Origin of the sequence: Streptomyces liliifuscus, from assembly GCF_016598615.1 — a bacterium.
GTDB lineage: Bacteria > Actinomycetota > Actinomycetes > Streptomycetales > Streptomycetaceae > Streptomyces > Streptomyces liliifuscus.
Map to the genome: position 1 here is coordinate 226226 of NZ_CP066831.1, position 24438 is coordinate 250663.

Genomic DNA, 24438 nt, shown 5'->3' on the forward strand with positions numbered 1-24438 from the left:
ACGGCGCCGCAGGCCGCGGCTCTGCGAGTCCGGCGTGCCGCGTGAACTGCGGGAACCGGAGTCGGCGGCGCCCGCTCGGCTCAGCGAGGCCGCGCGCAGCCACGGAACGCGTTCGGCGCCAGCCTTTCGGGGGCAGCGGACGAGCCACCGTGCACTGTGCCTCTCGTCGTGCCGAATCGGCGCTGCTCTGCACCGGTAGAGCGTGCTCCGCAGTGACTGGGTGGGCCTTGTGCGGATCAGCGTTGTGTTCCAGCTGTGCCCGGCACCTGGGCAGGAGCCTCAACGCCGTGCTCCGGTATACGACCGCACCGAGCCGCGGGGCACGTCACCCTGCCGCCGACGGTGCGGCAGGAGACCGGCCGGCTCGCCCGGCACCCCACGGCTCCGACTAGGTGTTTTCGACATTAGATCCGCAGGTCAGGGGGCCGTGTTATCCGTGGGGCGCGACGGTTCCGCGAGAGTGCCTGCGGGAGGCCCTGACACTCCTTCACGAACCGCCCTCTGACGGCCCAGCACGCCGACGAGCAAGCCCACGAGCTTGGCCACACTCTCACCCGTGGCCGGCCTCGAACCGAATCAGACCTGTTGATGACGGGGAGAGCGATGGTTTTCCACCGGGCACACTGTTCTCAGGGAATGTCGTCCAGGCTCGCCGGACCACCCCGCAAGGCAGCGCCGTCGACGAAACGGCCGTCGATGGCCCGCTGCACGAACGCGGCGGTGCGGGTCACAGCCTCGGTGGCCTCGGGCAGGAAGCCGGCCGCCATCTGCCACGCGTGGAACATGCTCGGCCACACCTCGAGAACGACCTCCACGCCCGACCGGACCGCCCGGTCGGCCAGAGTCAGCGAGTCGTCGAGTACACGCTCGGCGCCGGACACCTGGAGAAACAGGGGTGGCAGACCGTGCAGGTCGGCGACGACTGGGCTCACCAAGGGGTCGGTGGCCGGGTGGCCGCCGAGGTAGTCGTCGTGCATGGCCAGGCCGAGCTCGTCCGGCAGCAGCAGATCGGAGCCTGCATTGTCGGCCCAGCTTCCCTCGGAGAAGCGCCCCTTGCGCAGGTCGAAAACACCGGAGTAGCAGGCTCCGGCAAGAACTCCGGGGTGCTTCTCCGCCGAGCGCCGCAGAAGAACCGCGAGCGCGAGGTTGGCTCCAGCGGATTCTCCGGCCACCACGACCTTGGGCGCCAACAGGGCGGCCTGGTCGAACGCGGCCAGGCAGTCGTCAAGTCCTGCGGGGAACGGGTCCTCGGGAGCCAGCCGGTACTCCGGCAGCATCACCCGTGCCTTGGTTTCCAGGGCGAGGCGCGCCCCGAGGCCACGAGCACCCCTCGCCAAGCCTGAGCGGAACCCGCCGCCATGGATGTAGAGGATCGCTACGTCGTCGCGTGCTCCGTCAGGGGTCATCAGATAGGAGCCCTGACGGAGTGCCGCGACCGGCTCGTCAACGACGCCCGGTATCGGCCGGTACATGTCCGCAAGTGTGGCGGCCTGCTCGCGGTCCGCCGCAAGATTCATGGGCCCGCGTTGGCTGATCGACTGCTGAAACCAGCTCTCCATCAGGGCAAAGGTGGCACTGGGCATGGTAGGCGTCTCCTTGTCGGCACCCCAGACGGGGTCTCTGCGTCGCCTCGTGTGACGTCGCACAGAAGGGATCACAGCTGTCAATACCGAACTTCAATAGGTTTTCATCGTTCGCACGTCGCCACCGTCGAGGCAGGCCGCAACGACGGCGCACATGGCACCTGGCTGCACTCCGTCTCGCCGACCGGCCCGAACGTGCGACATGGACGGGACGTGAGGCCAGGCCCTGGGAACGCGCCCGTCAGACGCGGCCCTCCAGTTCTGCGAACCTGGCTTGCAGGTCGGAAAGGAAGCTCTCGCCGTCGGGGACCATCCCCGCGATCGCCCGCACAGTCGTGCCGACTGGAGCCCCCGACCCGCTGTCGATGAAGGCGGCCGCCTCCGGGATGTACTCGATCAGCAGGTCCTTGAAGGCGCGGGCGGCCTCCTCGCGGTCCAACAGGTTGTCGATGCTCATGTCCACGGACAACGGGGCCCGTTCAGAGTCCGCGAACTCGTACGGCACCGTCCAGCTGTACCGGCCCGAGCCGACCTCGAAGGCGTCGGCGCCGCTGTCCGGCAGGACGACCTCGGCGGTCGTGTTCGGCGGCACGAGTGCTTCGACCGTCAGCTCCGTCCCCGCCAGGGACCAGGCCACCTCCGCGTAGCCGTACGGCGTGCGCAGTCCTGCCCTCGCGCGGGTGAGTCCGCCGCCCGGTCGCGGTTCCACACGCAGGCGGCGGTAGCCGGGCGCGGCGGGGGCGAGACCGGCGACCGTGCGGTGCAGCCAGTCGGCGACAGCGCCCAGCGCGTAGTGGTTGAAGGAGGTCATCCCGCTCGGGTTGATCGTCCCGTCGGGCAGCAGGCTGTCCCAGCGCTCCCAGATGGTGGTCGCGCCCATGGTGACCGGGTAGAGCCAGGACGGGCACTCCCGCTGGAGGAGCAGCCGGTAGGCGGTGTCGGCGTGGCCGGTGCGGGTCAGGGCGTCGCAGATCAGCGGGGTGCCGACGAAGCCGGTCGCGATCTTGTGACCGCCCGCGCGGACGAGTTGGGCGAGCCGGTCGCCGGCGTGGGCGCGCTGGGCGTCGGAGGCCAGCAGGTCGAAGCAGAGGGCGAGGGCGTACGCGGTCGGTGCGTCGGCCATCACCCGTCCGGCGCCGGTGACGTATTCCGCCTGGAACGCGACGCGGATCTCCTCGACCAGGACGCGGTAGCGCTCGGCGTCCTCGTCGCGGCCCAGAATCTCGGCGGTGCGGGCAAGGAGTTCGGTGGAGCGGGCGAAGTAGGCCGTGGCGACGAGTTCGCCCGGGGTCGCGGCGCCGTCGGGCCGGCCGGCCGGGGCCGTCGGGTCGAGCCAGTCCCCGAACTGAAAGCCGCTGTCCCACAGTCGGCCCGCGCCCGCGATCGAGGCGACGTGCTCCACCCAGCCACGCATCGAGTCGTACTGGGCGGCGAGGAGGCCGGTGTCGCCATACCGCTCGTGGAGCACCCACGGCACCAACACGGCGGCGTCGCCCCAGGCCGCGGTCGGGGTGTCGGCGCCGGCCACCCCCACCTTGGGCACCACGAACGGCACGACGCCGTCGGCGCCCTGCTCGGCGGCGAGATCGGCCAGCCAGGAACTGAGGAAGCCGGCGCTGTCGTAGAGGTAGGAGGCGCTGGGCGAGAAGACCTGGATGTCGCCGGTCCAGCCGAGCCGCTCGTCACGCTGCGGGCAGTCGGTGGGAACGTCGAGGAAGTTGCCGCGCATGCCCCACACCACGTTCTCGTGCAGGCGGTTGACAAGGTCGTCGGAGCACTCGAAGAAGCCCGTGCGCGCCAGGTCGGAGTGGAGGACGACGGCGCGTACGGTCGTCGGGTCGAAGCCGTCGGGCGCTCCCGTGATCTCGGCGTACCGGAAGCCGTGGAAGGTGAAGCGGGGCTCGAAGACCTCCGTGCCCTGCCCACGCAGGGTGTATGTGTCGGTGGCGGCGGCCGTGCGCAGCGGCCTGGTGCACAGCTCGCCGCCCTCCAGTACCTCGGCGTGGCGCAGGGTAACGACGCGGCCCGCCTCGCCGGACACAGTGAGGCGGAGTCGGCCCACGAGGTTCTGACCGAAGTCCAGGAGCATCTTGCCGGACGCAGTGGTGGTCACGGAGACCGGAGCGATCTCCTCGATGCGGCGCACCTGCGGGCCGTTGGGCGCCACGAGGGTGGAGAAGTCGCGTTCGACGACACGTACCCCGCGCCAGCCGGACTCGTCGTGGCCGGGCTCCGACCAGCCGGACCGTTCCCGGCGGGCGTCGTAGGCCTCGCCGTCGTAGAGACCGGAGGCGACGACCGGGCCGGTGGCGGCCCGCCACGAACCGTCGGTCGTGACGCGCTCCGTGGTGCCGTCCACGTACTCCACCTCCAGTTGGGCGAGCAGGGCGAGCCGGTCGCCGTAGACGGCACGCGTCTTGCCGTCGAACCCGATGCGACCACGGAACCAGCCGTCGCCGAGGATCGCGCCGAGGGCGTTGCGGCCGGGGCGCAGCAGACCGGTGACGTCGTAGGTCTGGTGGCGCAGGCGCTTGTCGTACGCCGTCCAGCCCGGGGCAAGCACGTCGTCGCCGACACGGGTGCCGTTGATCTCCGCCTCGTACACGCCGAGCGCGGTGGCATGCAAGCGGGCCGAGCGCACCGGGCCGCGCAGGTCGAACTCGCGCCGCAGGAACGGGGAGGGCTGGTCTGTCTGCGGGTCCTCGTCCCAGTCCGGGGTGACGAAGACGGCCGACCAGTCGTCCGGGACGAGCAGGCCGACCTCGGCCGTCGCCGGTTCGCTCCAGGGCGAGACCTCACCGTCGGAGCCGGTGACGCGGACGCGGACGGTGGCCCTGCCGCGTGCCGGGAGCGGCTCGAACGGCCACGTCACAAGGACGGAGTCGGCCGACTCGACCCGCATCCTCACGGCCGGAGTATCGCCGTCCGGGACGGTCAGCTCCACCTCGTACGCCCTCTGGGTCCAGTCCCGGGCCTGCGTGAGAGTGGTCCACGACAGCCGGGGGCGACCGGTGCCGAGGCCCAGCGCATCGCGTACGTGCTCGAAACGGACATCGGCAACGACACCCGCCCGGTCAAGCGTTTCCTGATTCACGTGTGGTCCTCACTCTCGCGCCCGGCCACGGTGGCGTGCCTGTGGCCATCATGAGTCACCGTCCGTGAATCGATTCAAATCCTGACCTGCGACAAGGAGAGCGCCCTGGAGGCAGCGGGAGATCCAGATGGTGACTCGAAAAAAAGTTATGGCTGAAACTCTAGCCACGAATCCCGAACGTCGCTAGGTTTCCGTCACGTGAACTTCTCGTTCACTCTGGATCCGACCGGTTCAGAGGCCTGCGAGAGCCAAGCTCCACACCGCTCCCCTTGCTCGCGCGGCTCGGCACACCAGTCACAACGAGCCGGGGTGACACACCGGGGCACGGCCCCCACCATGGCAGCCACGGAATTGAAAGGTTCCAATTCCCGGGCGCAGATGCACTGTTGCTCATTTCCCCTCGGATGCGGCGCTCGTCCCGTACGGACCTCCCCCACCGCCCCGACGAGGTCACCCTCCGCAGGACCGCTCACTCCTTCTCTCCGAAGAGAGGCCAAACCGTCGTGACTTCCTCCACCACACCCTCACCCGCAGCCACACCCGGGCCTACGACGAAAGCCCCCAGGGCCGGCATGGGAGCCCGCTTCGCCCTCATCGCTCTCGCCCTGATGTGGCCCACCCAGCTGCTGTCGCTGGCGGGCCTGCTCGGCGGCAACGCGCAGGCCTCCGTCGCGCTGCACTTCCGCACCACGGAGATCGGCTGGTTCATCCTCGTCAACGCGCTGGTCGCCACCGTGATCACGCCGTTCGTCGTGAAGGCCGCCGACTTCTACGGCAAGCGCAACGTCATGATCGCCATCACTCTGCTCGGCCTCGTCGGTGACATCGTCGCCGCGCTGGCCACCAGCTACGGCATGCTGCTGGTCGGCCGGGGCATAGCGGGCTTCTACGGCCCCATCGCGGCCCTCGCCTATGCCTCCGTCCGCGAGCTCTTCCCGCCCAAGCACGTGGGCGCGGCCAGCGGCCTGATCGGCAGCGGCATCGCCTTCGTGGCCCTGGGCGGCCCCTTCCTCACCGGCTGGGTGATCGACAGCTTCGGCTTCCGAGGCGTGATGTGGTCACTGGCCACCGCCACGGCGATCGGTCTGCTGCTCCTGCTCACCGTGGTACCCGAAACCCCGCACCGTGCGGAGCGCACGAAGGTGAACTGGCTCGGCGGCGCGCTCCTCGGCGGCGGCGCCGCGGCCCTCACCTACGGCATCGGCAAGGGCGGCGAGTGGGGCTGGACCGACGCTCGCACCCTGGCCTTCATGCTCGGCGGTGTCGCGGCAGTCCTGCTCTACGTGGTGACCGACGTCAAGGCCGCCCATCCGCTGTTCGACCTGACCATGATGTCCCGCCGCTCCGTCTGGACCGTCATGCTGGCCACAGCACTCATCTCCGCGACCGTCTTCGGCACCGGCGTGATCAGCCAGCTGCTGGTGCTCTTCCCCAAGATCCCCGGCGTCTCCGACGGCCTCGGCATGACCGCCACGCACTACGCGATCATCGGCATCCCCGCCAGCATCCTCATCCTGGCCGTCGGCTTCGGCACCGGCGTCGCCCTGCGCAAGGTCGACGCCCGGCTGCCGCTGGGCCTCGGCGCGGCCCTGGCCGCCGTCGGTTTCCTCCTTCAGCGGCAATGGCACTACGGCGACACCCAGCTGATGCTGCTGGGCACCGTGTCCGCCATCGCCCTGGGCCTGATCGTGTCCTCGGTACCGGTCCTGATCATCGAAGCGGTGACGCCCGACGCGCAGGCCACCGCCAACGGGCTCCAGGGCATGATCCAGGGCGTGTTCACCACCGTCATCACACAGCTCGTCTACGTCATCCTCGCCAAGAACAGCACGGTCTACCAGGGCACCCGCTTCTACCACGACGTCGCCTTCAAGAACGCGATGCTGCTCGGCGCCGGCCTCGCACTCCTCGGACTCCTCGCCGCCGCCCTGATCCCCCGGCTCAAGCGCGCCCAGGACATCGAACCGGAGACAGCCGTGGCCGCCTCCTGATCGCCCTCCCTCCAAGGCTGCCCCCCACCGGCCACCGCCCCGAGCGCCAGCCCCGGATCCAAGACCCCATCCCCCCGAAAGGCAGGAACAGCCGATGACTCGTCGACAGACGGTGGACGAAGCGGATCTCACCCGGCGCCTCAACGCCATGTCCCTCAAGGAGAAGGTGACCCTGCTCACCGGCGGCGACGCCTGGACCCTGACACCGGTCGCCGCCGCCGGCCTCGCTTCCCTCGCCCTGTCCGACGGGCCCGTGGGCCCTCGCGGCACCGCCTTCGGCGACACCGCGGCCCCCTCCCTCCTCTTCCCCAGCCCCACCTCACTCTCCGCGGCCTGGGACGAGGACACCGCATACGAGGCCGGCCGCCTCATGGGCCTGAAGGCGCGGGAAATGGGCATTCACGTCCTGCTCGCCCCCACCGTCAACCTGCACCGATCCCCACTGGGCGGACGGCACTTCGAGTGCTACTCCGAAGATCCGCACCTCACTGCCCGCACCACGGTCGGCTTCATCAAGGGCGTGCAGTCGACCGGCGTGGCGGCCACCGTCAAGCACTTCGTCGGCAACGACTCCGAAACCGAGCGGATGACATACGACGCCCGGATCGACGAGAAGACCCTGCGCGAGACGTATCTGCCGCCCTTCGAGGCCGCCGTGCGGGAGGCCGGCGCCTGGGTCGTGATGGCGGCCTACAACTCGGTCAACGGCAAGTCGATGACCGAGAACGGCGAGCTGCTGAACAGTCTGCTGAAGGAGGAGTGGGGATTCGACGGCGTCGTTGTCTCCGACTGGCAGGCCACAAGGTCCACCGAGGACTCGGCCCTGGCCGGGCTCGACCTGGTCATGCCGGGCCCCGACGGGCCGTGGGGCGACGCCCTGCTGGCCGCCGTCACTGAGGGCCGGGTTCCCGAAAGCGTGATCGATGAAAAGGTCCGCCGCATCCTGCGGCTGGCCGCGCGGACCGGGGCACTCGACGGCATGGACGGCACAGACAGCACGGTCGGCGCGGACGTCGCTCCGGTACCGGAGGATGTGCGCTCCCGCATACGGGATCTCGCGGTCCGCGGTTCTGTACTCCTGCGCAACGACGGTCTGCTCCCCCTGCGTACCGACGCCCTGCGCAAGGTGGCCCTGATCGGTCCCAACGCCGTCCGCTTCACCGCGCAGGGCGGTGGCAGCGCCCATGTCACCCCCGAGCACATCGTCACCCCGCTCGAAGGACTGCGCCGGGCACTCGGCGACAACGTCGAGCTCACCGTCCGCCAGGGCGTCTTCCCGCACGCGGCGCTCCTTCCGCTGGACGGGGACACGGCCACCGACCCGGTCACCGGCGAACCCGGTGCACGACTGGAGTACCGGACGGCCGACAACACCGTGGTCTCCGAGGAGCACAAAGACCCCGCGAGCACCTGGTTCCCGATCCTCCTCTCCGACGAGGTGGCGGAACTGGTCGTACGGACCCGTCTCACACTCCGGGAATCCGGCATCCACCGGCTGTCGGTGCTCGGCCCCGGCCACATCACGCTCCAGGTCCCCGGAAACGAACCACAGACCCACGAACAGCTCCAGGACAACGACGACATCGGCTCGCTGGTGCTCTACCCTCCCTCGCACACCTTCGCCTTCCCCGCGGCCGAGGGCGAGACCGAGATCCTGGTGCGCTTCCGGCCGCAACGTCATCTGCCGTACCCCATCACCCTGTTGGGCCTCGGGTACGACACCCCGCGCGGCACCGACGACGAGGAGTTGGAGGCGGCCGTCGTCACCGCTTCGGACGCCGACGCCGTCATCCTGATGGTCGGCAGCGACGCGCACACCGAGTCCGAGAGCGTCGACCGCACAACCCTCACCCTGCGAGGCCGACAGGACGAACTCGTCGAACGGGTCTGCGCCGCCAACCCGCGTACGGCCGTCGTCGTCAACGCCGGCTCCCCCTTCCTCCTCCCCTGGGCGGACCGGCCCGCCGCCCTGCTCTGGTCGTGGTTCCCCGGCCAGGAAGGCGGCGATGCCATCGCCGACATCCTCACCGGGACCGAGCCGGGCGGCCGCCTGCCCACCACCTTTCCCACCACCGAGACCGACGTCCCGGTCCTGTCCACCCAGCCGGTCGACGGAACCCTGGACTACACGGAGGGCGAACTGATCGGCCACCGCGCCTACACCGCTTCCGGCACCGCTCCCCTCTTCCCCTTCGGCCACGGACTGTCCTACACGACCTGGGACTACCAGGACCTCGTCGTCACCGGCGACATGGAACGCGGACTCACGGTTCGGGTCACGCTCCGCAACACCGGGGAGCGCTCGGGCCGCGAGGTCGTCCAGGCCTACCTGGATCCGGTCGACGGCGACCACCCGCGGCGCCTCGTCGGGTTCGCCGCGGTCGAGGCGAGCGCGAGTGAGTCCGTGATCGCCACGATCACCGTGCCCGCAAAGGCCCTCAGCCTCTGGACCCCGGCCGGCTGGGCCGCACGATCCGGGCCGCACCAGCTTCGGGTGGGGCGTTCGGCGGCCGTTCTCCCGCTGACCGCCGCCGTACCGCGGTCGTCATGATCGCGCCCCGCGCCCCCCGCGACCCTCCCCGTCCATGAGTGAAGTACGGTCGAACCGTGAGCAGCACACCACGCAAGCCCAGGGGCCCTTACCGCAAGGGCCTTGAGCGCCGCGAGCAGATCCTGCGTGCGGCTCTGGAGGTCTTCAGCGAGCACGGCGAACGCGGCTCCTCGCTCAAGGAGATCGCCGACCGCGTGGGCATGTCCCAGGCGGGTGTGCTGCACTACTTCGACTCCCGGGAGGACCTCCTGCTGGCCGTGCTGGCCGAGCGGGACGCCCTGGACACCGAAGCGGCCGCCGATGTGATGTCACCGGGCGAGGCGGTGGCCCGGACGGTCGGTCACAACGCCCGACAGCCGGGTCTGGTCGACCTGTTCGTGACCCTGTCCGCCGCCGCCTCGGATCCGGCCCATCCCGCCCACGCCTTCTTCAAGCGGCGGTACACGGACCTGAGCACCCGGATCCAGGAGGGCCTGGAACAGGGCCGACAGAACGACCAGATCCGCCAGGACGTCGATCCAAAGCTCATGGCGCGGCTGCTGCTCGCGGTGTCCGACGGCATCCAGTTGCAGTGGCTGCTGGATCCGAGCGTCGACATGACCGCCCTGGTCGAGGCGTTCAACCGCATGTGTGCCGTCCCGGTGGGCGAGAGCAACAACCCGTCGCCCACCGGCGAAGACAACTGACGCACCCAGTCGGCCGTCCGGGACGGATCGCCACGCCGACAGCACCCTAGGCCCTGTCTCCTTGAACCTCGACAGGCTGGGGCGTTTGCGGATGGTCCACGGTGGTGCCGTCAGGATTCCGCCCGAAGGCGGCCTCTAGAACGTCGGGGAGATCTTCCTCGGAGACCGTGGTGCGCACGTCCGCCAGAATCTGGGGAAAGTCGTCATCGTCGATGACGCCCATGTGCTCCTGGCGGAGTTGGTAGATGATCTCGACGAGCTCCGGTCTCAGCCTCATCCAGGCACGGGCGGTACGGATCTCTTCATCGACCTGGTGCATGAACCAGCGCATGACCTCGTACGGGACGTCAGCGTGCCCTGCGTGCGGGTTGAAGCACACTGTGGGTTCCCGTGCCGGATGCTCGTCGGGGACGATCGCGGTCACGAGAGTCTGTTGCTTGGCCACGAGATCCAGTTCCAGATACCAGGCGTCGTCGGGCACGGAGTACATCGCGGTGATCGTGTAGTCGCCGTCGGGGTGTCGCAAGACCATTGCCGCATGCTGCCACGCTGGGCCGAGAAGGTGCCTCTCCAAGTCAGGCGGCCCGACGCCTCTGTGCCCGGGCCCGGATGAGGAGGCCGGCGCCGTAGCACGCCATCTGGCAGGCGATGGCGAGCTTGTCCGTTCCCATGGCCAGACCCCTCCACTGCTTGAACCGGCTCATGCATCGCTCGACCGCGTTGCGCTGCTTCTACGCCTCGGTGTCGAAGGCGGACAGCCGAAGCGTCAGTGAGTGGATGAGTCAGGCCCACAGGGTGATGCCACCGAAGGCATCATCCCGCTACGGCAAGATTCAAACTGACGCTTCGACAATCATCACTGTGAGGGGAACGGTCGTACCGGAGGAACGACCCTGTCCCGAGGTCCATGGCGGGTTCCGCTGCCGTGCCCTACGAAGTCGATCATCGTTTGCGCAGCCTGATCACGAAGACCTTCACGGCAGTTGCCCTCGCTGTTGCCACGGAACCGGTCAGCGGATCACGCTGAACCGCAGATGGGTGGCGTTCGGCGTCTCGATCACCTTCGTACGCTCCAGCCGGTACTGCCCGCCCAGGTGGTCGAACAGCCGAGTTCCACCGCCGAGCAGGACCGGTGCCAGATGGATCTGGATCTCGTCCAGCAGCCCGGCCGCGAGGCACTGTTGAGTCGTGCTCGCGCCGTGTACGGCGACCGCTTTGCCGCCCGCCGCTGCCTTCGCCTGGGCCACCGCGCCGTGGATGCCGTCGGTGACGAAGGTGAAGACCGATGGGGCCCGTACCGTCTCCGGGTCGGGTGCCTTGTGGGTAAGCACGAAACATGGCGTCGGTCCGGCGGGCCCGCCGTCGCCCCATCCGCCGTCGCCCTCCGCCAACTCGTACGACACCCGGCCCATCAGGATCGACCCCAGCCCTGCGCGCATCTCGTCCAGCAGGGCGATGTCGCGCGGGTCCGGCTGGTGCAGCCACTGGTGCAGCGGCAGGCCGCCGTCGCCCAGTTGCTGCTCGCGGGAGACATTCGGACCGGCGACGAACCCGTCCAGCGACATCGAGATACCTGAAACGACCTTGCTCATGACCTCATCCCTCCGTTGGGTGCCTTCCTGAGGTGACGTCGGAGCCGCACGGGAGTTCTCGACATCGCCCGGGGCAAAGGTTCCGCGCGTACGGCTCCCCCGCCGGGTGCGCGTCGTGGGGCCCGAGCCCTAGAAAGCGCCGCCCTGTCCCGGGCCCCCAATGTGTGGCGCGGCATGCCGAATGGTCGGGGCCGGCTGCTGGCCTTTCCGGTACGCGCAGCGCCCAAACGGCGCTGTACCAGACGGGAAGCGGGCGAACCCGTGATGCCGAACGTGGACGCGGGCGCGGGTGACCGGCTGGCGCTGGCGGTGCTGGTCCAGTACCGGATGGCCACTACCGAACAGATGCACTGGGTGATCGCCCCCGAGGTACGCATCGAGCAGACGAGGCGACGGCTGGCCCGACTGCGGGAGGCGGGGCTGGTCGACAGGATCACCCTGCCAGGGGCCGGACGAACCCGGGTGTGGTTCCCCACCCGGTACGGCGTGCAACTCGCCTGTGAGTGGCCCGAGATGCGCGGCCGCCGGCCCTCCCGGACGGTGTCCGATCCGACCGCCGTACGGCTGAAGGTCGGCCACGCGCTGACCGTGACCAGGACCGCGCTCGCATTCCTCCAGGACGCCCGCCGCAACGGCGACCTGTGCCGGCCACTGGACTGGATCCCCCTGAGGCCCACTATCCGACAGGGAGCGGCGAGGCGGTCATCCCCGACGCCCTCCTGTACTACCGGCGTGGTCCCGCCGACGACAACTGGTCGATGCTGCGGGCGTTCGTGAAGGTCCACCGGGCCACCATGGGCCCCGAACGCCTCGCCGCCTAACTGACCGCGTACGCCCGCCTCCACGGCTACGTGCCCGGGGCGCTGGCCGACCATCCAGGAACCGGCACTGGAAGACTGGCGGCGGCGCTACCCCCTGTTCCCGCGGCTGCTGTTCGTCCTGGACGGCACCGGCCCCACCTGTGCCAAGACACGTATCCGTGCCCTACACGCGGCCGCCAGAGACCTGGCGCCGTTCTGCTTCCTGCACGACGTGCCCGTCCTCGCGGCACCGCTGACCGACCCGCTCCGTGACGGCCCCTCCGCGCCCGTCTGGCGGCCCGCACAGGACCCCGCCCAACAGGTCGCCTGGCACACCTGACCCTGATCGGCGGCATCGGCGGCTGTGAAGCCCAAGGCGCCGTACGGCCCTGCCCCGAGACGTGTTGCACAAGGCCGGGTACGGGCGCCAACGCCGCTCACCATGGCACACGGAGCCACCATTGGCCCTGGTCAAGAACCTACTTCACTACCCTGGGATCCAGTATTCGAAGTAGTACCCAGCCGCATTCCGGAAACAACCGGATGTCGGGTTGGTGGGATAGCCCTGTGCGTACTTCCTTCGCCGGTCCTCATCGCACTTCCGCATCCCGGTCACGGTGTTCGCGTAGACAGGGGAGCTTTCCCACCGGAGGGGGCGGTATATATCCGCGCTCTCCCGCTCAGCCGGCCCGGACGACGCCGATGCTCCGACTGCGGACACTCCTAGGCATAACCAAACGACGGCCAGACAAGATACGACACGACGCACCCTCATACTTCCCCCTCGGCTCTCCGATGAGTCGGCCAACAACACGCTGGCATACGGCGATAGTTCCCAGGCACAAAGCTTGCCGTCCAGACTTGCGGAACCCTCCGGCCATGGCCCACCAAAAGCAACCTCCTATCAAGAGCCGCGAGGCGTCGGCTGCCTCGGTTCGGGGGCACCGGCACGCAGCGCCAGGGCGGCCCGCCCGCAGGCCCGGGTGACCTGTTCACGGAAGGGGTAGATCCACGGGTGGGTCACCTCGCGCCGCAGGGCCGCGAGTGCCTCCACCCACTCCACCGCGTCCTCGGGCAGGGTGTAGGGCTGGCCGCTCAGCGCTTGACTCTGTCGGTGATCTTGAGAATTGCGATGTGGCGAGCGTGATCGCACCGCGACAATTCTGCCCAGGGCGCGAGAAACTGACGATCTATAGGAGCTTCAGCGTCGGGCTCAGCGAATCAGCTGCACCGGAAGGTGTGGACCAGCCACCTCGCCACGCCGTCCGTGTCCGTTGTGGTCAGGTTCCGAGGCGTATAAAGCTGACCCGACGCATGAAGATCGTAAGGGTGCTCCACGCCGCCTTTCTGGAAATAACTGTTGGCGCAGTACCCGGGACCAATGTAGTAACCCTCGGCTTGGGCCCACCCAAGATGCCTGTCCGTTCGCCTGTCTACAGGCAGGATCGCGTCGTAGATGGGGCCACCATCACTCGTTTCGTATACCACGCCGATGCCGACTTCGCTGGCGTACGAGTTGTGGATGTAGCTCCAGGGCGGAGGGGCCGCGGATGCGGGAGTGGTGGTGAAGGGGATCGCGGCCATTACCGCCAGGGCAAGCGCCGTCATACTTCGTAGAGGCCTCATTGTGTCCTTCCTGGGGGCGAGACAGGGGAGCTTTCGGCTGCGTTGGCCGGCACGGGTGCTGTGAGGACGACAGCACATAGGCTGGCGGCTGCCGGTCCGGTGACGAGAGATGCTCTCCGTTTCATCGTCGGTACCTTCGTGCCGCCTGGCGTATCGATAACGCCGTGCGTGGTACGTCGCCTGCTCGGAGGGCCCGCGGAGGATCTTCCCCTTCTCACTCCTCACCTGGAGTGCTGATGCTGATTGCCGCAGACATACGGAGCAGTTGGCCGCGCGCAGGAACGGACTTGGCGTACCAGGCGCGAACGCCCGACGGCCGGCACGGCGAAAACAGCCAGGGGCAGGATCGACGGTCGCGCGCTTTCCGCCATAGTGGCGGGCTTCGGATGAGCGAAGCTCGTCGGTGTTCATTCGTGGTTGCTCTGGGCATTGACCGTAGGCGCGATCCCGGACTTCGTGGCACCATTACGCGCATTGCGGCTCCCCAGTTCGTGCACAGCGTCCGTGGTGCTCGCCGACCACAACGGTGGAGAGGTGCAGGTCAAGCCGTAGCGAGTCACTCGCCGACCGCCAGCGGCTGCGCGGCGACCGTGCGCCCAGTGCCGTCGCGGCTGTCCGCGCTGAACTTCCACGCTCCCCAGATGTGCGCTCTCACAGCTTCGGGAGTGACGCTGCCTGCGAGGCGGGGTCCACTACCCCGGTGGGAGCTGTCGTTGCGACTGGACACGGTGACGACCGCACGGACGAACTCCACCGCCTGATCTTCCAGCATCTGCTGGACGACCAGTGGCACCACGGCGTGGAAACAGCCGTGGACACCACGCTGGTCGGCCGCTGCTACGAGCAGTTCGCCGACCATGCCGCGTCCGTGGCCCGGCGCGTGGCCTACCTCGCCACAGGCGAACACGCCGACGCACTGCCTACCGACCCCATCCGCACCCGCCCGACTTCGACCCAGGGGCCAACCGTCGCGCTCTGGGGCAACAACAGCGCGCTCAACCGCACTCACCGCCAGGGTCGCCGGCTACCGGACCGGCTGCCGGAACACCTCGATCGCGATGCGCACCTCGTGGGCCTGGTCCCACTCCGCGCCGTACTCGCCGGACCCCGCGCGAAACAGCTGCCGCGCGGCACAGATCCCAGGCAGTGGCTGCAACGAAGAACGTGGTCGTGAAGGGCGGTCGCCTACGCGGCGGAACGCTCCATGAGGCTTCAGCCGAACAATCGTCCTCATGGGCAATAGGTGAGGCCCGGGGACACTTCGGCCGCTGGAGGTGATGGTTCAGTTCCCGGAGCCGACGATGGCGGTGACGCGGATCTCCACGCGCATGGCGGCCAGGCCGAGGACCGTGACGCCGGTCTCGGTCCAGATCGGCGCGCGGCCGTCGAGGCGACGGCGGAACTGCTCGGCCATGACCGTGTTGACGTCGTCGCCGATGGCGTCATCTCCCGGTGCGACCTTGTGGTACGAGTTGACGTGGATGACGTCCTTCCATGTCGCGCCGACCGTGGCGAGCGTGCGCTCCACGTTGTCGAATGCCTGGACGATCTCGTCTTCCAGCGAGTCGGGGATGACCAGGTCGTCATCCACCCCGGCCTGACCGGAGGTCTCGACCCGGTCGCCGACGCGGACGGCCCCGCTGTAGCCGAAGGCCTCGTGCAGCTTCTCGCCGTAGCCCGGAACGACGCCGAAGGTGACGGTGCTCATGATGTTCCCTCTTCCTGTCCATAGGGGTGCGTTTCCTCATCCATGAGTTCACGCGTAAAGTGAGACTAGCACGCAATGACTTCAAGCATAAAGTGATTACGGATCATCGGAGAGCCGGGAAGATCCATGACCAGCACGGGAGGGCCCATGAGGGGCGCGAGCGAACACCAGGACGACGAGGAGCTGCGATGGCTCGACGAGCAGGAGAAGGCGGCGTGGACGGGGATGATCTCCCTCGTCCTGCTACTGCCCGCCAAGCTGGAGGCGCCGCTGCGGCAGGAACACGGCCTCACCCTGTTCGAGTACCTCGCGCTCAGCCACCTCTCCGAGGCCCCGCAGCGCAAGCTGCGGATGGGAGAACTCGCCTTCCTCGCCAGCGGGTCGCTCTCCCGCCTGTCCAACGTCGTCAAACGCTGTGAACAACGCGGCTGGGTCGTACGGACACCCGACCCGGCCGACGGCCGCTACACCCTCGCCGAACTCACCGACGCCGGCTTCGACATCGTGCACCTGGCAGCACCCACACACCTGCGCGCCGTACGCCGCATCGTCCTCGACTCGCTCAACACCACCGACCAGAAGGCCCTCGCCCGCATCGCACAAAAACTCCGCATCATCCCCGACGACTTCGGCTGACAGCCGCCCCCTCGTGGCCGGAGCCGTCCGTGTTCACGGTGAACGACACACCCCGCCACGGCAAGGCCGAAACCTGAGCCTGGAACCGGCTGCACCCCAAGCGGATGGCCCTGGAACACAGCGCCAAAGTCGCCATCGCCAAGTACGCATGAGCCGCCGCGAGCGCCTGGGACTGCTCCGTACTGGCGGAGGCCACTTGTTTCTTACGCGCGGTATTCCCTGTGCTCAGGCTCTGCGACGCTGCGGCCATGGGTAACCGAGTTGCCTGGCGAACTCTGGTGAGCCACCGCAGACCTCGGCGGCTTGGCGCGGGTCAGTTGCGACGAGTTGCTCAGCGAGCCGTTCAGCTTGGTCTACCGGATCGTCACTGGAAACGGCGACGATCATCCGGAACTGCAGCCAAGGATGATCTTCCCTGATGGCCGAGCGGCCCGGATGGAAGAGGAAGACGTTGACCTGGTCTGGTTCCCAGGACCAGGCGGACACGGCCCCGAGTTCGCATTCCCACCGTGCGAGCCAGTCAGGGCGTTCTCGGAGACGTTGCTCCAGCAGTCGTGCAACGGTCCGCGCCGGCCATTCCCAGCTGCGGTCCGTGGTCGCCCGCTCGACTTCTCGTTGGTACTCCTGAGCCTCGAAGCGGAAGGCAGGCAGGTCAACCTCGTCCTCGTCAGGATTGCGCCACTCGTCCCAGAGCACGTAGTCGCCGTCGCGCTGGATGGTCACGTAGAGAGCGCCGCAGCAGCCTTCGGTGCACGATGCCTCGGCCAGCCGTACCTCGTGTGATACCGACGCAGCAGTGAGAGGGCCGCCGGGCACCAAGAGGTACTGGGGATCTTCGCCCGGACCCTCTGTAAATGCGTCAGCCAGGATGTCCCTACCATCAACCAGCGCCCGAACCTCCACGTTTGCACCCCTCTGTGAGGGGTCAGGAACGACAACGCGAAGGGTGAGGCAACGCTTCTCATCAGTCACCGGACGATTGTCGAATACGCCGGGACCGGACGTCGCGCCAATTCTCACAACCGACCTTCCTGGGCAGAGATCACCTATCCCAACGCTGTGGCGTACCCCTGTAGTTGAGGTCCTCGGCTCGCGTTGCGATGTAGCTGCTCCAGTCCCTCTTCGCCCGCTGCACCCAGCGGACGGCCGTGTTGATATGCATGTCGAAGAGGTCAGCGAGGACGGCTGCGGGGAGATCGAGAGCCAGCGTGATGCGAGCGGTGTTGCGGACTTCCGTGATCTTGATGTCAAAGGGCCGCGGCGAAGCCGAAACGCAGCGCGTGATCCGACCCGGGAGGGGCCGGACGGTGATGCCACAGCCTCGCGCTGACCAGCTGGGTCGGAGTCATGGTCCGGGGTGTGCAGACTTGTCGGGGCGATCTGCCCCGTCTTCACGTCGCGACTGTCGCCTGATCGTTGGTTCCATCCGCGCGACGGGAGGCCTTCTGCCACCAGCCCAGGAGACAACCCCTGACGATGTAGCCGAAGGTGTGGAGATGCATCGGCAGATCATCTGACAACCACGCGGCGTTGCCGCTCGCTGATGCAATGGAGTTCCCCATGGACAGGAGATCGGCCAAGATCCTTCTGTCGCACGAGGAACTCCGTTGCATGCTCAGTGTCGCGCCCTGCCCGCAACAACCAGGCAGCATGACCGGTATATGGCGACGGACCGGCCGTAAGCGGTGCCTGTCGGCTTCGAGGCGACGGGCCAGGGCGCCGGTGTCGGTGCTGTCCCGAGCTGTCCTCCCGGCGGTGGTAGAAGGGACGGCCGCGTCAGCGCCGCTGGAAGGCGCGTTTCAGGACGTCGCGGGTGACCGCCAGCCCGAGCCGGTGCCCGTGCTCGGAGGCGAAGCGGTAATGCACGCCGGCCCAGATTCGCGCCTCCATGAGTTCGGCTGTCGCCGCCCGAAGGCTGTCGTAGTGGCGGGTCGTGCCGGAGGCGGGGCTGTACGCGGCGAACGTGAGGTCGTCACGGCCGAAGAACGACCCCAGGGTCGTCATGACCGCCGTGGTGAAGCAGGCGTGGCCCGACGGGTACTCCGGCGACGGGGCGGTGACCCGCAGCGGCGTCCAGTCCGGGTCGGGATCGGTGGCCGCGTTGCCGTCGGTGCCGGCGAGCGGAATGGCCGTCACCGGGCGCCAGAAGTTCCAGTGCGCCTTGGCCTTGTAGCAGGCGACCAGGGTGTCGGCGGAGGCCACGTACACCATGGCGAGCAGCCGGGCCGTCCGGAGGCTGCTGAGGCGGTGCGCGCCGGCGAGTTGCCGGGTGATCGACCATTCGACCATCCGGGGGTCGTCCCACCAGATCGCCGCCTCGGTCTGGTCCTCGGTGCGGACGGTGCTGGTGGCCGCGCCGAGGCTCTTGACCTCGTTCAGGTCGCGGGCCCAGGCGGCGCCGGTCAGGGCCGGCGGGGGCTTGACCCGGTAGGCGCCGGCGTCGGGGACGACGAACGGCTTCAGGTTCGGCACCCAGGCGCCGACGCCGATGTAGCCGGGCGGGGTGAGCCGGTATTCGCCCGGCTCGGTGCCGACGGTCCACGGCGCGGTGGGGTCGAAGCCGTCGTCACGGCGGCTCTCGGTCATCGCCGCGGCGGCGGCCCTGCCGACGGCCACTCCGCCGTCCTCGGCGCGGCCGTCGGGGATCGCGGCCAGCGCCTCGTCGTACCGGGCGTTCAGCGACTCGGCCTGCCCGGGGAAGAGCCACAGCAGCGTGTCGTGGGCGGCCGCGGCGACCGCCGCGGCGGTGGAGTCCCCGGGGCGGCTGCGGGGCGCGCTGACCAGGGGCTCGTACGGACGGCCGGCGACGGCGTTGACCGCGTCGTACACGGCGCCCTGCACGATGGCGAAGCTGCGGGTGCTGGTGGTGGGCGACTGCTTGGCGGTGTCGTAGATGGCGGTCTGGGCGTGGATGTTCCAGGCGATCACGGGATTGCCCGGGGCGGCCTCCACGCCGCTGTGCGCCTCGGCGGCGGTGGCCGTCAGTGGGACGGTCAGGGTGAGTACGGTGAGGACCGCGATACGGCGTAACCCTCTGAATGATCCGGCGAGCGGACGTTGTGTCACGAGACCCCCATGGGCTTGTCGGTGACAGGTTGTCCGAGCCTATAAGGCAGGGGTCAGTTGTGTCGTTACATCGACAATCCGACGGGGTTCACACCCGGATGTCCGTCACCTCGGCGACGAATGCGCCGGCTCCGGCCGGGAGCACTCGGCCGGAGCGCCCCCGGGCGGGCCGGTGGCCGTGGTGGCGCAGAGCACCGTCCGGACTACGCGCGGGCCGCGGTGCGGTGGGCACTTGAGCCCGCGTCCGCGCCGCGCGTGCTCGACCTCGGCGCCGGAACCGGCAAGTTGACCGCCACGTTGGTCGCGCTGGGTGCCGAAGTCATTGCCGTCGAGCCCGATCCGGCGATGCTGACCGAACTGCGCCGCTCGCTGCCTGCTGTCCGCGCCCTGCCGGGTGGCGCGGAGGCGATTCCGTTGCCGGACGCGTCTGTCGATGCCGTGCTGGCCGGCAACGCCATGCACTGGTTCGACATGACCGTCGCCGGGCCCGAGATCGCCAGGGTCCTCGCGCCCGGCGGCATCCTGGCAGGTCTGTGGAACGTCATGGGCGACGGGGACGAGTGGGTCTCCGGGCTCGCACGGGCCGGCGGGAGCGCGGCCATCGGCCCGCGTGACACACCCGCCGGCTGGCGCGCCGAGACGGCAGACATGCACCTTCCGAAGAATGGCGAACCCGCCCGGTTCGGCACACCGGAGCAGGCCGAGTTCCCCCACGGGCAGCGCCGTACGGCCGACTCTCTCGTCGCGACTCTCGCGACGCGCGCGGGGTTGCTGGTCATGCCAGAACAGGAACAAGAGGCCACGCTGGGCCGGATCCGCGCGTTCCTCGCGAGCCGACCGGAGACCGCCCGCGGCAAGTTCACTCTCACGATGCGGACAGGTGTCCCGTCTCGGCGCAGTTGAGGCAGTCCCGGTCTTTGCGAGGCATCGGATCACACGTCTCGCTCAATCTCGGGCAATCGGTCTTGGTGGAGGCCGTCGCAAATCTGATCCGCGACGGCTGACCCAGTCTCACGCCGTCGAAGGCTGCACCAACGAATCTGAAACCCCGTCAACCCGTCCTGACCAGCTGATCATCACCTCTCGAACAGCAGGGGAACCTCACGTCCGCAACCTGAAAGGTTCCAGGCCCCGCAGCAGCGCATGTCTGGCTAGCGTGACGGCGGGCCGACGCAGATAACCGGCCGAAGCCATCGGGAACTTGGGGGATGAGGATGCGGATGAAGCAACGGGGGACGGCGCTCGCTGTGACGGGGCTCACGGCACTGGGGGTCATGCTGGGCGCGGCGACGCCGACGCAGGCGGCGGCGGCACCGCCGCGGAACAACAGCAACACCGAGGACGTGCTGCTGGTCCACGGGATCGACTGGAAGGGCACGGCGTCCTACGACTGCAAGAGCACCTGGAAGAACGCCAAGAGGGAACTCTCGGACCGCAGATGGAAGGGTAAGGTCCGAAGCGTCGCCTTCTACAAGAAGGACAAGAACTGCGACCTCCGCATCGCCTCGGGCAACGTCAACACCAAGATCAAGGATCTGGGGAAGGCGCTCGCCAAGAAGATCGATTCGGAGTACACCTCCAAGGGGAAGTCCGTCGACCTCGTCGGCCACTCCATGGGCGGGCTCATCATCCGGGCCGCGATCACAGGCGTAGCCAAGGCGGACTCCGGCTTCCCGAGCAAGCTGTATGTCGAGGACGTCGTGACGCTGGGCGCCCCGCACGACGGCACCGGGTCGGGGGCCTTCTGCTTCTGGGCGACCCAGTGCACGGACATGGTGAAGGGCTCCAACTTCATCGAGTGGCTCAGGAAGAACCCGCAGTCCTCCCACGGCACCGACTGGACCGCGATCGCCAGCGACAAGGACGAGGCCGTCGGCGAGGACACCGCGACCGGCGGCGGCGTCAAGCACTGGGTCCGCTACAAGAACCTCCCGGGCGACGGCGACCACTCCAAGCTCCGAACCGTCCGCTCCGGGACACACAAGCTCACGTACCGCAACCTGCCCAACGCCCAGAAGAGCACGAACACCGGCGAAGCGCCGCTCGACTGGATGGTCCGGGGCCTCTACTGGCAGAAGCTGAGGTAACTCCTCCCCAGCTGACCCATTGTCTGATCAGCCGCACCCTCCGGCGCCGCCGGGACGTCCGTCCCGGCGGCGCCGGAGGGTGCGCGGACGTGGAGGCTGCGAGCCAGGACCGCACGGTGGCCCACGCCCAAAGATTTGGGCCCTCTTCGACCCGCTCTCCACTACTTCGGCGGACGCTGACACAAGGCCAGATACCTCATCTTGATCGAGACGGAATGTCCAATGCTGTCTCGACAAACATGAGGCACCGCAGGTCAGAGCATCAAACTGCCTCACCCCCATCGAGACCGGACAACAGGGGTGCTGCGCGTCCGGCGACTGTGAAGCATCACATCGACGCCCGAGCCTGAGGCCTGCTCACCTGAGAAATGACTCCGGCTGGTGCGGCAACGACGGCCTCGACAATCCTCATGCTCGACCCCGAAGCCGTCGTACGCGCCGACGATCGCACTTCCCAGCACGTCCGCCGCATGCTCCGGTTCAGTGACGCGGGGTCACCACCGCGACCAGCACCGGCGGACCGGAGTCGATACATGTCCACTGCCTTCGCTCTGGGAATCGTGCCACCGACGACGTTCGCGGCGAAGTCGGCGCCGCAATCGGGATCGACTGATCCGCTTGCCGCATGCGGTTCCTGCACCCAGGCTCAGCAGCAATGTGAGAAATGCAGCCAAGACCGCCTGAGACGCGCAGATCACCGGCAGAACAGCCCAAGAGATGCCGTAGCTGATCAGCGCGCCGCGGAGGTCGACCCCACGCTCAGTATCAGGAGGAACCGGCTCGTCCCGCCGGGAACCGGCCCTCCCTCGGCAGCCCACTTCTTCATGCCTTCGACGAACCAGAAGGCAACCCCTGAGTGAGATTCACCGGGTTGCCGTCGGGGTCCCGGATGTGGGCGACGCGCTGTCCCACGGCATGGCGTTGGGGCCGCCGCGGGCCGAGCCGCCCGGCGACTCCACCCGGCCGAGCGTCTCGTCGACACCGATGCCGAGCAGGATCCGTGGCGCCGCCCCGGACCCCGGGTTCGCCTTGACCACCAGCCGGAGGTCGGTGTCGCCAATGCGCAAGCCGAGGTGGAAGGCCGGGCCTTCTGCCGGCACCCGGAAGATCTCCTCAGCGCCGAACAACTTCGTCTGGAAGCCGAGCCGGACGTCCTGGTCGGTAGTCACGATCACTGGCTGGATGGTGGACATGGCGCTCCTGTTGAGAACGGTCTTGTCGCTGTGCAGACCGTTCCAGGACGGTGAACCCATCGACAGAACCACCCCGCCGGACGATCTGCAACGCTGACCACAGCCGACGACCAGCGCGAGCGCCCCGAAACGAGGGCACGCCACCCCGCTGACCAGCCATGGAAGATGCCGGTGGCCCAGTAGTTGAGATTTCACCTACCGGGGTAGATCAAGTAAGGCTTGCCTTATATGCTGACGCAGCCCCTTCGATCCTTCTGGTCGACACGGGGCAGTTCTCTTCTTCCGCACGACAGGACACCCATGCGTACGCCCTCCCGCCGTTTGTTCGCGGCGCTTGCTCTCACCCCGCTGCTGGCCGGCTGTTTCGTGTCCGGCGAGGAGGGTTCGGGTTCGGATGCCGAAGGCGGGTCGACGGGACGGTTGAGGGTCGCTCTCGCCGTGCCGCCGGTGCAGGCGCTTTCCCCGTACAGCAACGACGCCACTGTGCTGAGCAAGCTCTCCGTCGCCGAAGGCCTGACGGCACTCGACAAGAACGGTGCCGCAGCGTCCGCGCTGGCGAAGTCGTGGAAGCAGAAGAACGACACCACTTGGACCTTCGAACTCCGCACGGCCACCTTCCAGGACGGCACCCCGGTCACAGCCGACTCGGTCGTCAGCGCGCTCGGCCACGCGAATGCCGCCGCGGCCAAGCCCCGCGTCCTCAGCGATGTGACCCTCACGGTGAAGGCCGAGGACGCCGACACCGTCACCATCAGCACCAGGACCCCGGACCCGGTGCTCCCGCTGCGACTCGCCAGCCCGGCGCTGGCCGTCCTGTCCGCCAAGGCGTACGCCAAGGACGGCACGGTCAGTCCGGTCGGCACCGGATCGGGCCCTTTCGAGATCACGAAGCTCACCGGAAAGTCCAAGGCTACGCTCGACCGCTACGACGGCTACTGGGGCGGAAGGGCCAATTCGTCCGGCGTTGACGTGACATGGATAGCCGACGGCACCGCCCGCGCCAACGCCCTGCGCGGCGGCGAGGTCGACATTGCCGAGTGGATCCCCACCGCCCAGGCGAAGCTGCTGGACCGGAAGACCCGTCACGAAGTGCCCTCCGTACGCACCGACAGCCTGGTGCTGAACACCGGCAGTGGCCTCTTCACCGAATCGGCCCTCCGTGCGGCGGCTCGCGAGGCCGTTGACGGTTCCGCGCTCGTCGATTCGGTCTTCGGCGGATACGCCGACCCGGCACAGGGCCTGTTCGGTCCCGCCGTGTCCTGGGCCGCCGACAAGCGCATCGACGTCACCGGCCGCGCCCAGGCCGCGACCACCGCACAAGTGAAGTCCAAGACGAAGAGCAAGACCCTGCGCCTGGCCACCTACACCAACCGCGCGGAACTGCCCGAAGCCGCCACCGTCCTGCAACAGCAGTTGGAGAAGGCCGGGTTCACCGTGAAGCAGGAAGTGCGCGAGTACACGCAGATGGAGGCCGACCTTCTCGCCGGCAAGTACGACGCCCTCGTCTTCTCCCGCGTGACGCTCCTCGACACAGGCGATGCCGTCGCCTATCTCGCGAGCGACTACACGAGCGACGGCGTGTACAACATCGCCGGTCTGAAGGACGTCAAGGTGGACCAGGCCATCAAATCGGCCGCCGCGGAGGGTGACACGACGAAGCGTCAGCAGAAGATCATGTCGGCCGAGGCGGAGATCCTGCGCACCGACGCCGTCGTCCCGTTGGTCCACGAGAAGGTCGTCCAAGGCATCGCAGCCAAGGTCGAGGGCGTGCTGCTCGACCCCCGCGAGCGGTCCCTCGTCGACGTCAACACCCGCCTGAAGTAGC

General features: G+C 68.4%; 17 protein-coding genes and 2 pseudogenes. 9 read left to right on the top strand and 10 right to left on the bottom strand.

Annotated features, from left to right (window positions below; genetic code table 11):
* Nucleotides 1–629: 629 nt before the first annotated feature.
* Both JEQ17_RS00970 and JEQ17_RS00975 read right to left on the bottom strand, forming a co-directional pair.
* Nucleotides 630–1583 (bottom strand): alpha/beta hydrolase, encoded by a 954-nt coding sequence (locus tag JEQ17_RS00970; protein WP_200393373.1) that lies wholly within the window; start codon nucleotides 1581–1583, stop codon nucleotides 630–632.
* A gap of 241 nt (nucleotides 1584–1824) precedes the next feature.
* Nucleotides 1825–4677: an alpha-L-rhamnosidase gene (locus tag JEQ17_RS00975; RefSeq protein ID WP_200393374.1), complete on the bottom strand. Its 2853-nt coding sequence runs from the start codon at nucleotides 4675–4677 to the stop codon at nucleotides 1825–1827.
* A 572-nt stretch (nucleotides 4678–5249) separates the two neighbouring features.
* Here JEQ17_RS00975 and JEQ17_RS00980 point away from each other — a divergent pair.
* The 3 genes from JEQ17_RS00980 (at nucleotide 5250) to JEQ17_RS00990 (ending at nucleotide 9905) form a co-directional block, all read left to right on the top strand.
* Nucleotides 5250–6668 carry an MFS transporter gene (locus tag JEQ17_RS00980; protein WP_200393375.1) on the top strand — a complete coding sequence of 473 codons (1419 nt, stop codon included), beginning with the start codon at nucleotides 5250–5252 and terminating at the stop codon, nucleotides 6666–6668.
* A gap of 94 nt (nucleotides 6669–6762) precedes the next feature.
* Nucleotides 6763–9219, top strand: coding sequence for a beta-glucosidase family protein (locus tag JEQ17_RS00985; protein WP_200393376.1), 2457 nt, complete (start codon nucleotides 6763–6765; stop codon nucleotides 9217–9219).
* Nucleotides 9220–9275: 56 nt separating this feature from the next.
* A complete protein-coding gene (locus tag JEQ17_RS00990) occupies nucleotides 9276–9905 on the top strand; it encodes a TetR/AcrR family transcriptional regulator (protein ID WP_234047976.1) in 630 nt (209 codons plus the stop codon).
* Between the two features lie 46 nt (nucleotides 9906–9951).
* On the opposite strand, the gene JEQ17_RS00995 is transcribed toward JEQ17_RS00990, so the two are convergent.
* From JEQ17_RS00995 to JEQ17_RS01000, 3 genes and pseudogenes are all read right to left on the bottom strand, one after another.
* Complete coding sequence (locus JEQ17_RS00995; protein WP_200393377.1) at nucleotides 9952–10437, bottom strand: hypothetical protein; 486 nt, start codon at nucleotides 10435–10437, stop codon at nucleotides 9952–9954.
* A 43-nt stretch (nucleotides 10438–10480) separates the two neighbouring features.
* A pseudogene (locus JEQ17_RS49790) lies at nucleotides 10481–10666 on the bottom strand (IS5/IS1182 family transposase); the annotation flags it as partial.
* 249 nt (nucleotides 10667–10915) lie between these two features.
* Nucleotides 10916–11497 carry a dihydrofolate reductase family protein gene (locus tag JEQ17_RS01000; RefSeq protein ID WP_200393378.1) on the bottom strand — a complete coding sequence of 194 codons (582 nt, stop codon included), beginning with the start codon at nucleotides 11495–11497 and terminating at the stop codon, nucleotides 10916–10918.
* Nucleotides 11498–11761: 264 nt separating this feature from the next.
* Between JEQ17_RS01000 and JEQ17_RS49795 the strand changes: the two genes are divergently transcribed.
* Nucleotides 11762–12274, top strand: a complete 513-nt coding sequence (locus JEQ17_RS49795; protein WP_234047977.1) for a replication-relaxation family protein — start codon at nucleotides 11762–11764, stop codon at nucleotides 12272–12274.
* A 927-nt stretch (nucleotides 12275–13201) separates the two neighbouring features.
* On the opposite strand, the gene JEQ17_RS01010 is transcribed toward JEQ17_RS49795, so the two are convergent.
* Nucleotides 13202–13450, bottom strand: coding sequence for a hypothetical protein (locus JEQ17_RS01010; RefSeq protein ID WP_200393379.1), 249 nt, complete (start codon nucleotides 13448–13450; stop codon nucleotides 13202–13204).
* 1173 nt (nucleotides 13451–14623) lie between these two features.
* Between JEQ17_RS01010 and JEQ17_RS50815 the strand changes: the two genes are divergently transcribed.
* On the top strand, nucleotides 14624–15097 hold the full coding sequence (locus JEQ17_RS50815; protein WP_407700030.1) for a PhoU domain-containing protein: 474 nt from the start codon (nucleotides 14624–14626) through the stop codon (nucleotides 15095–15097).
* A gap of 108 nt (nucleotides 15098–15205) precedes the next feature.
* On the opposite strand, the gene JEQ17_RS01020 is transcribed toward JEQ17_RS50815, so the two are convergent.
* On the bottom strand, nucleotides 15206–15631 hold the full coding sequence (locus tag JEQ17_RS01020; RefSeq protein WP_200393380.1) for a Rid family hydrolase: 426 nt from the start codon (nucleotides 15629–15631) through the stop codon (nucleotides 15206–15208).
* Nucleotides 15632–15757: 126 nt separating this feature from the next.
* Between JEQ17_RS01020 and JEQ17_RS01025 the strand changes: the two genes are divergently transcribed.
* Nucleotides 15758–16267, top strand: coding sequence for a MarR family winged helix-turn-helix transcriptional regulator (locus tag JEQ17_RS01025; protein ID WP_234047978.1), 510 nt, complete (start codon nucleotides 15758–15760; stop codon nucleotides 16265–16267).
* 225 nt (nucleotides 16268–16492) lie between these two features.
* Here JEQ17_RS01025 and JEQ17_RS01030 read toward each other — a convergent pair whose 3' ends face one another.
* Nucleotides 16493–16990 carry a hypothetical protein gene (locus JEQ17_RS01030; RefSeq protein WP_234047979.1) on the bottom strand — a complete coding sequence of 166 codons (498 nt, stop codon included), beginning with the start codon at nucleotides 16988–16990 and terminating at the stop codon, nucleotides 16493–16495.
* A 1053-nt stretch (nucleotides 16991–18043) separates the two neighbouring features.
* Nucleotides 18044–19333: a vanadium-dependent haloperoxidase gene (locus JEQ17_RS01035; RefSeq protein ID WP_200393382.1), complete on the bottom strand. Its 1290-nt coding sequence runs from the start codon at nucleotides 19331–19333 to the stop codon at nucleotides 18044–18046.
* 219 nt (nucleotides 19334–19552) lie between these two features.
* On the opposite strand from JEQ17_RS01035, the gene JEQ17_RS01040 reads away from it, so the two are divergent.
* Both JEQ17_RS01040 and JEQ17_RS01045 read left to right on the top strand, forming a co-directional pair.
* Complete coding sequence (locus JEQ17_RS01040; protein WP_234047980.1) at nucleotides 19553–20236, top strand: class I SAM-dependent methyltransferase; 684 nt, start codon at nucleotides 19553–19555, stop codon at nucleotides 20234–20236.
* A gap of 317 nt (nucleotides 20237–20553) precedes the next feature.
* Nucleotides 20554–21420, top strand: coding sequence for a lipase family alpha/beta hydrolase (locus JEQ17_RS01045; protein ID WP_200393384.1), 867 nt, complete (start codon nucleotides 20554–20556; stop codon nucleotides 21418–21420).
* A gap of 822 nt (nucleotides 21421–22242) precedes the next feature.
* Here JEQ17_RS01045 and JEQ17_RS01050 read toward each other — a convergent pair.
* Nucleotides 22243–22613, bottom strand: a pseudogene (locus JEQ17_RS01050) (VOC family protein).
* Nucleotides 22614–22913: 300 nt separating this feature from the next.
* On the opposite strand from JEQ17_RS01050, the gene JEQ17_RS01055 reads away from it, so the two are divergent.
* The gene (locus tag JEQ17_RS01055; protein WP_200393385.1) at nucleotides 22914–24437 is read left to right on the top strand and encodes an ABC transporter substrate-binding protein; all 1524 of its coding nucleotides are present in this window, start codon (nucleotides 22914–22916) and stop codon (nucleotides 24435–24437) included.
* Nucleotide 24438 lies beyond the last annotated feature (1 nt).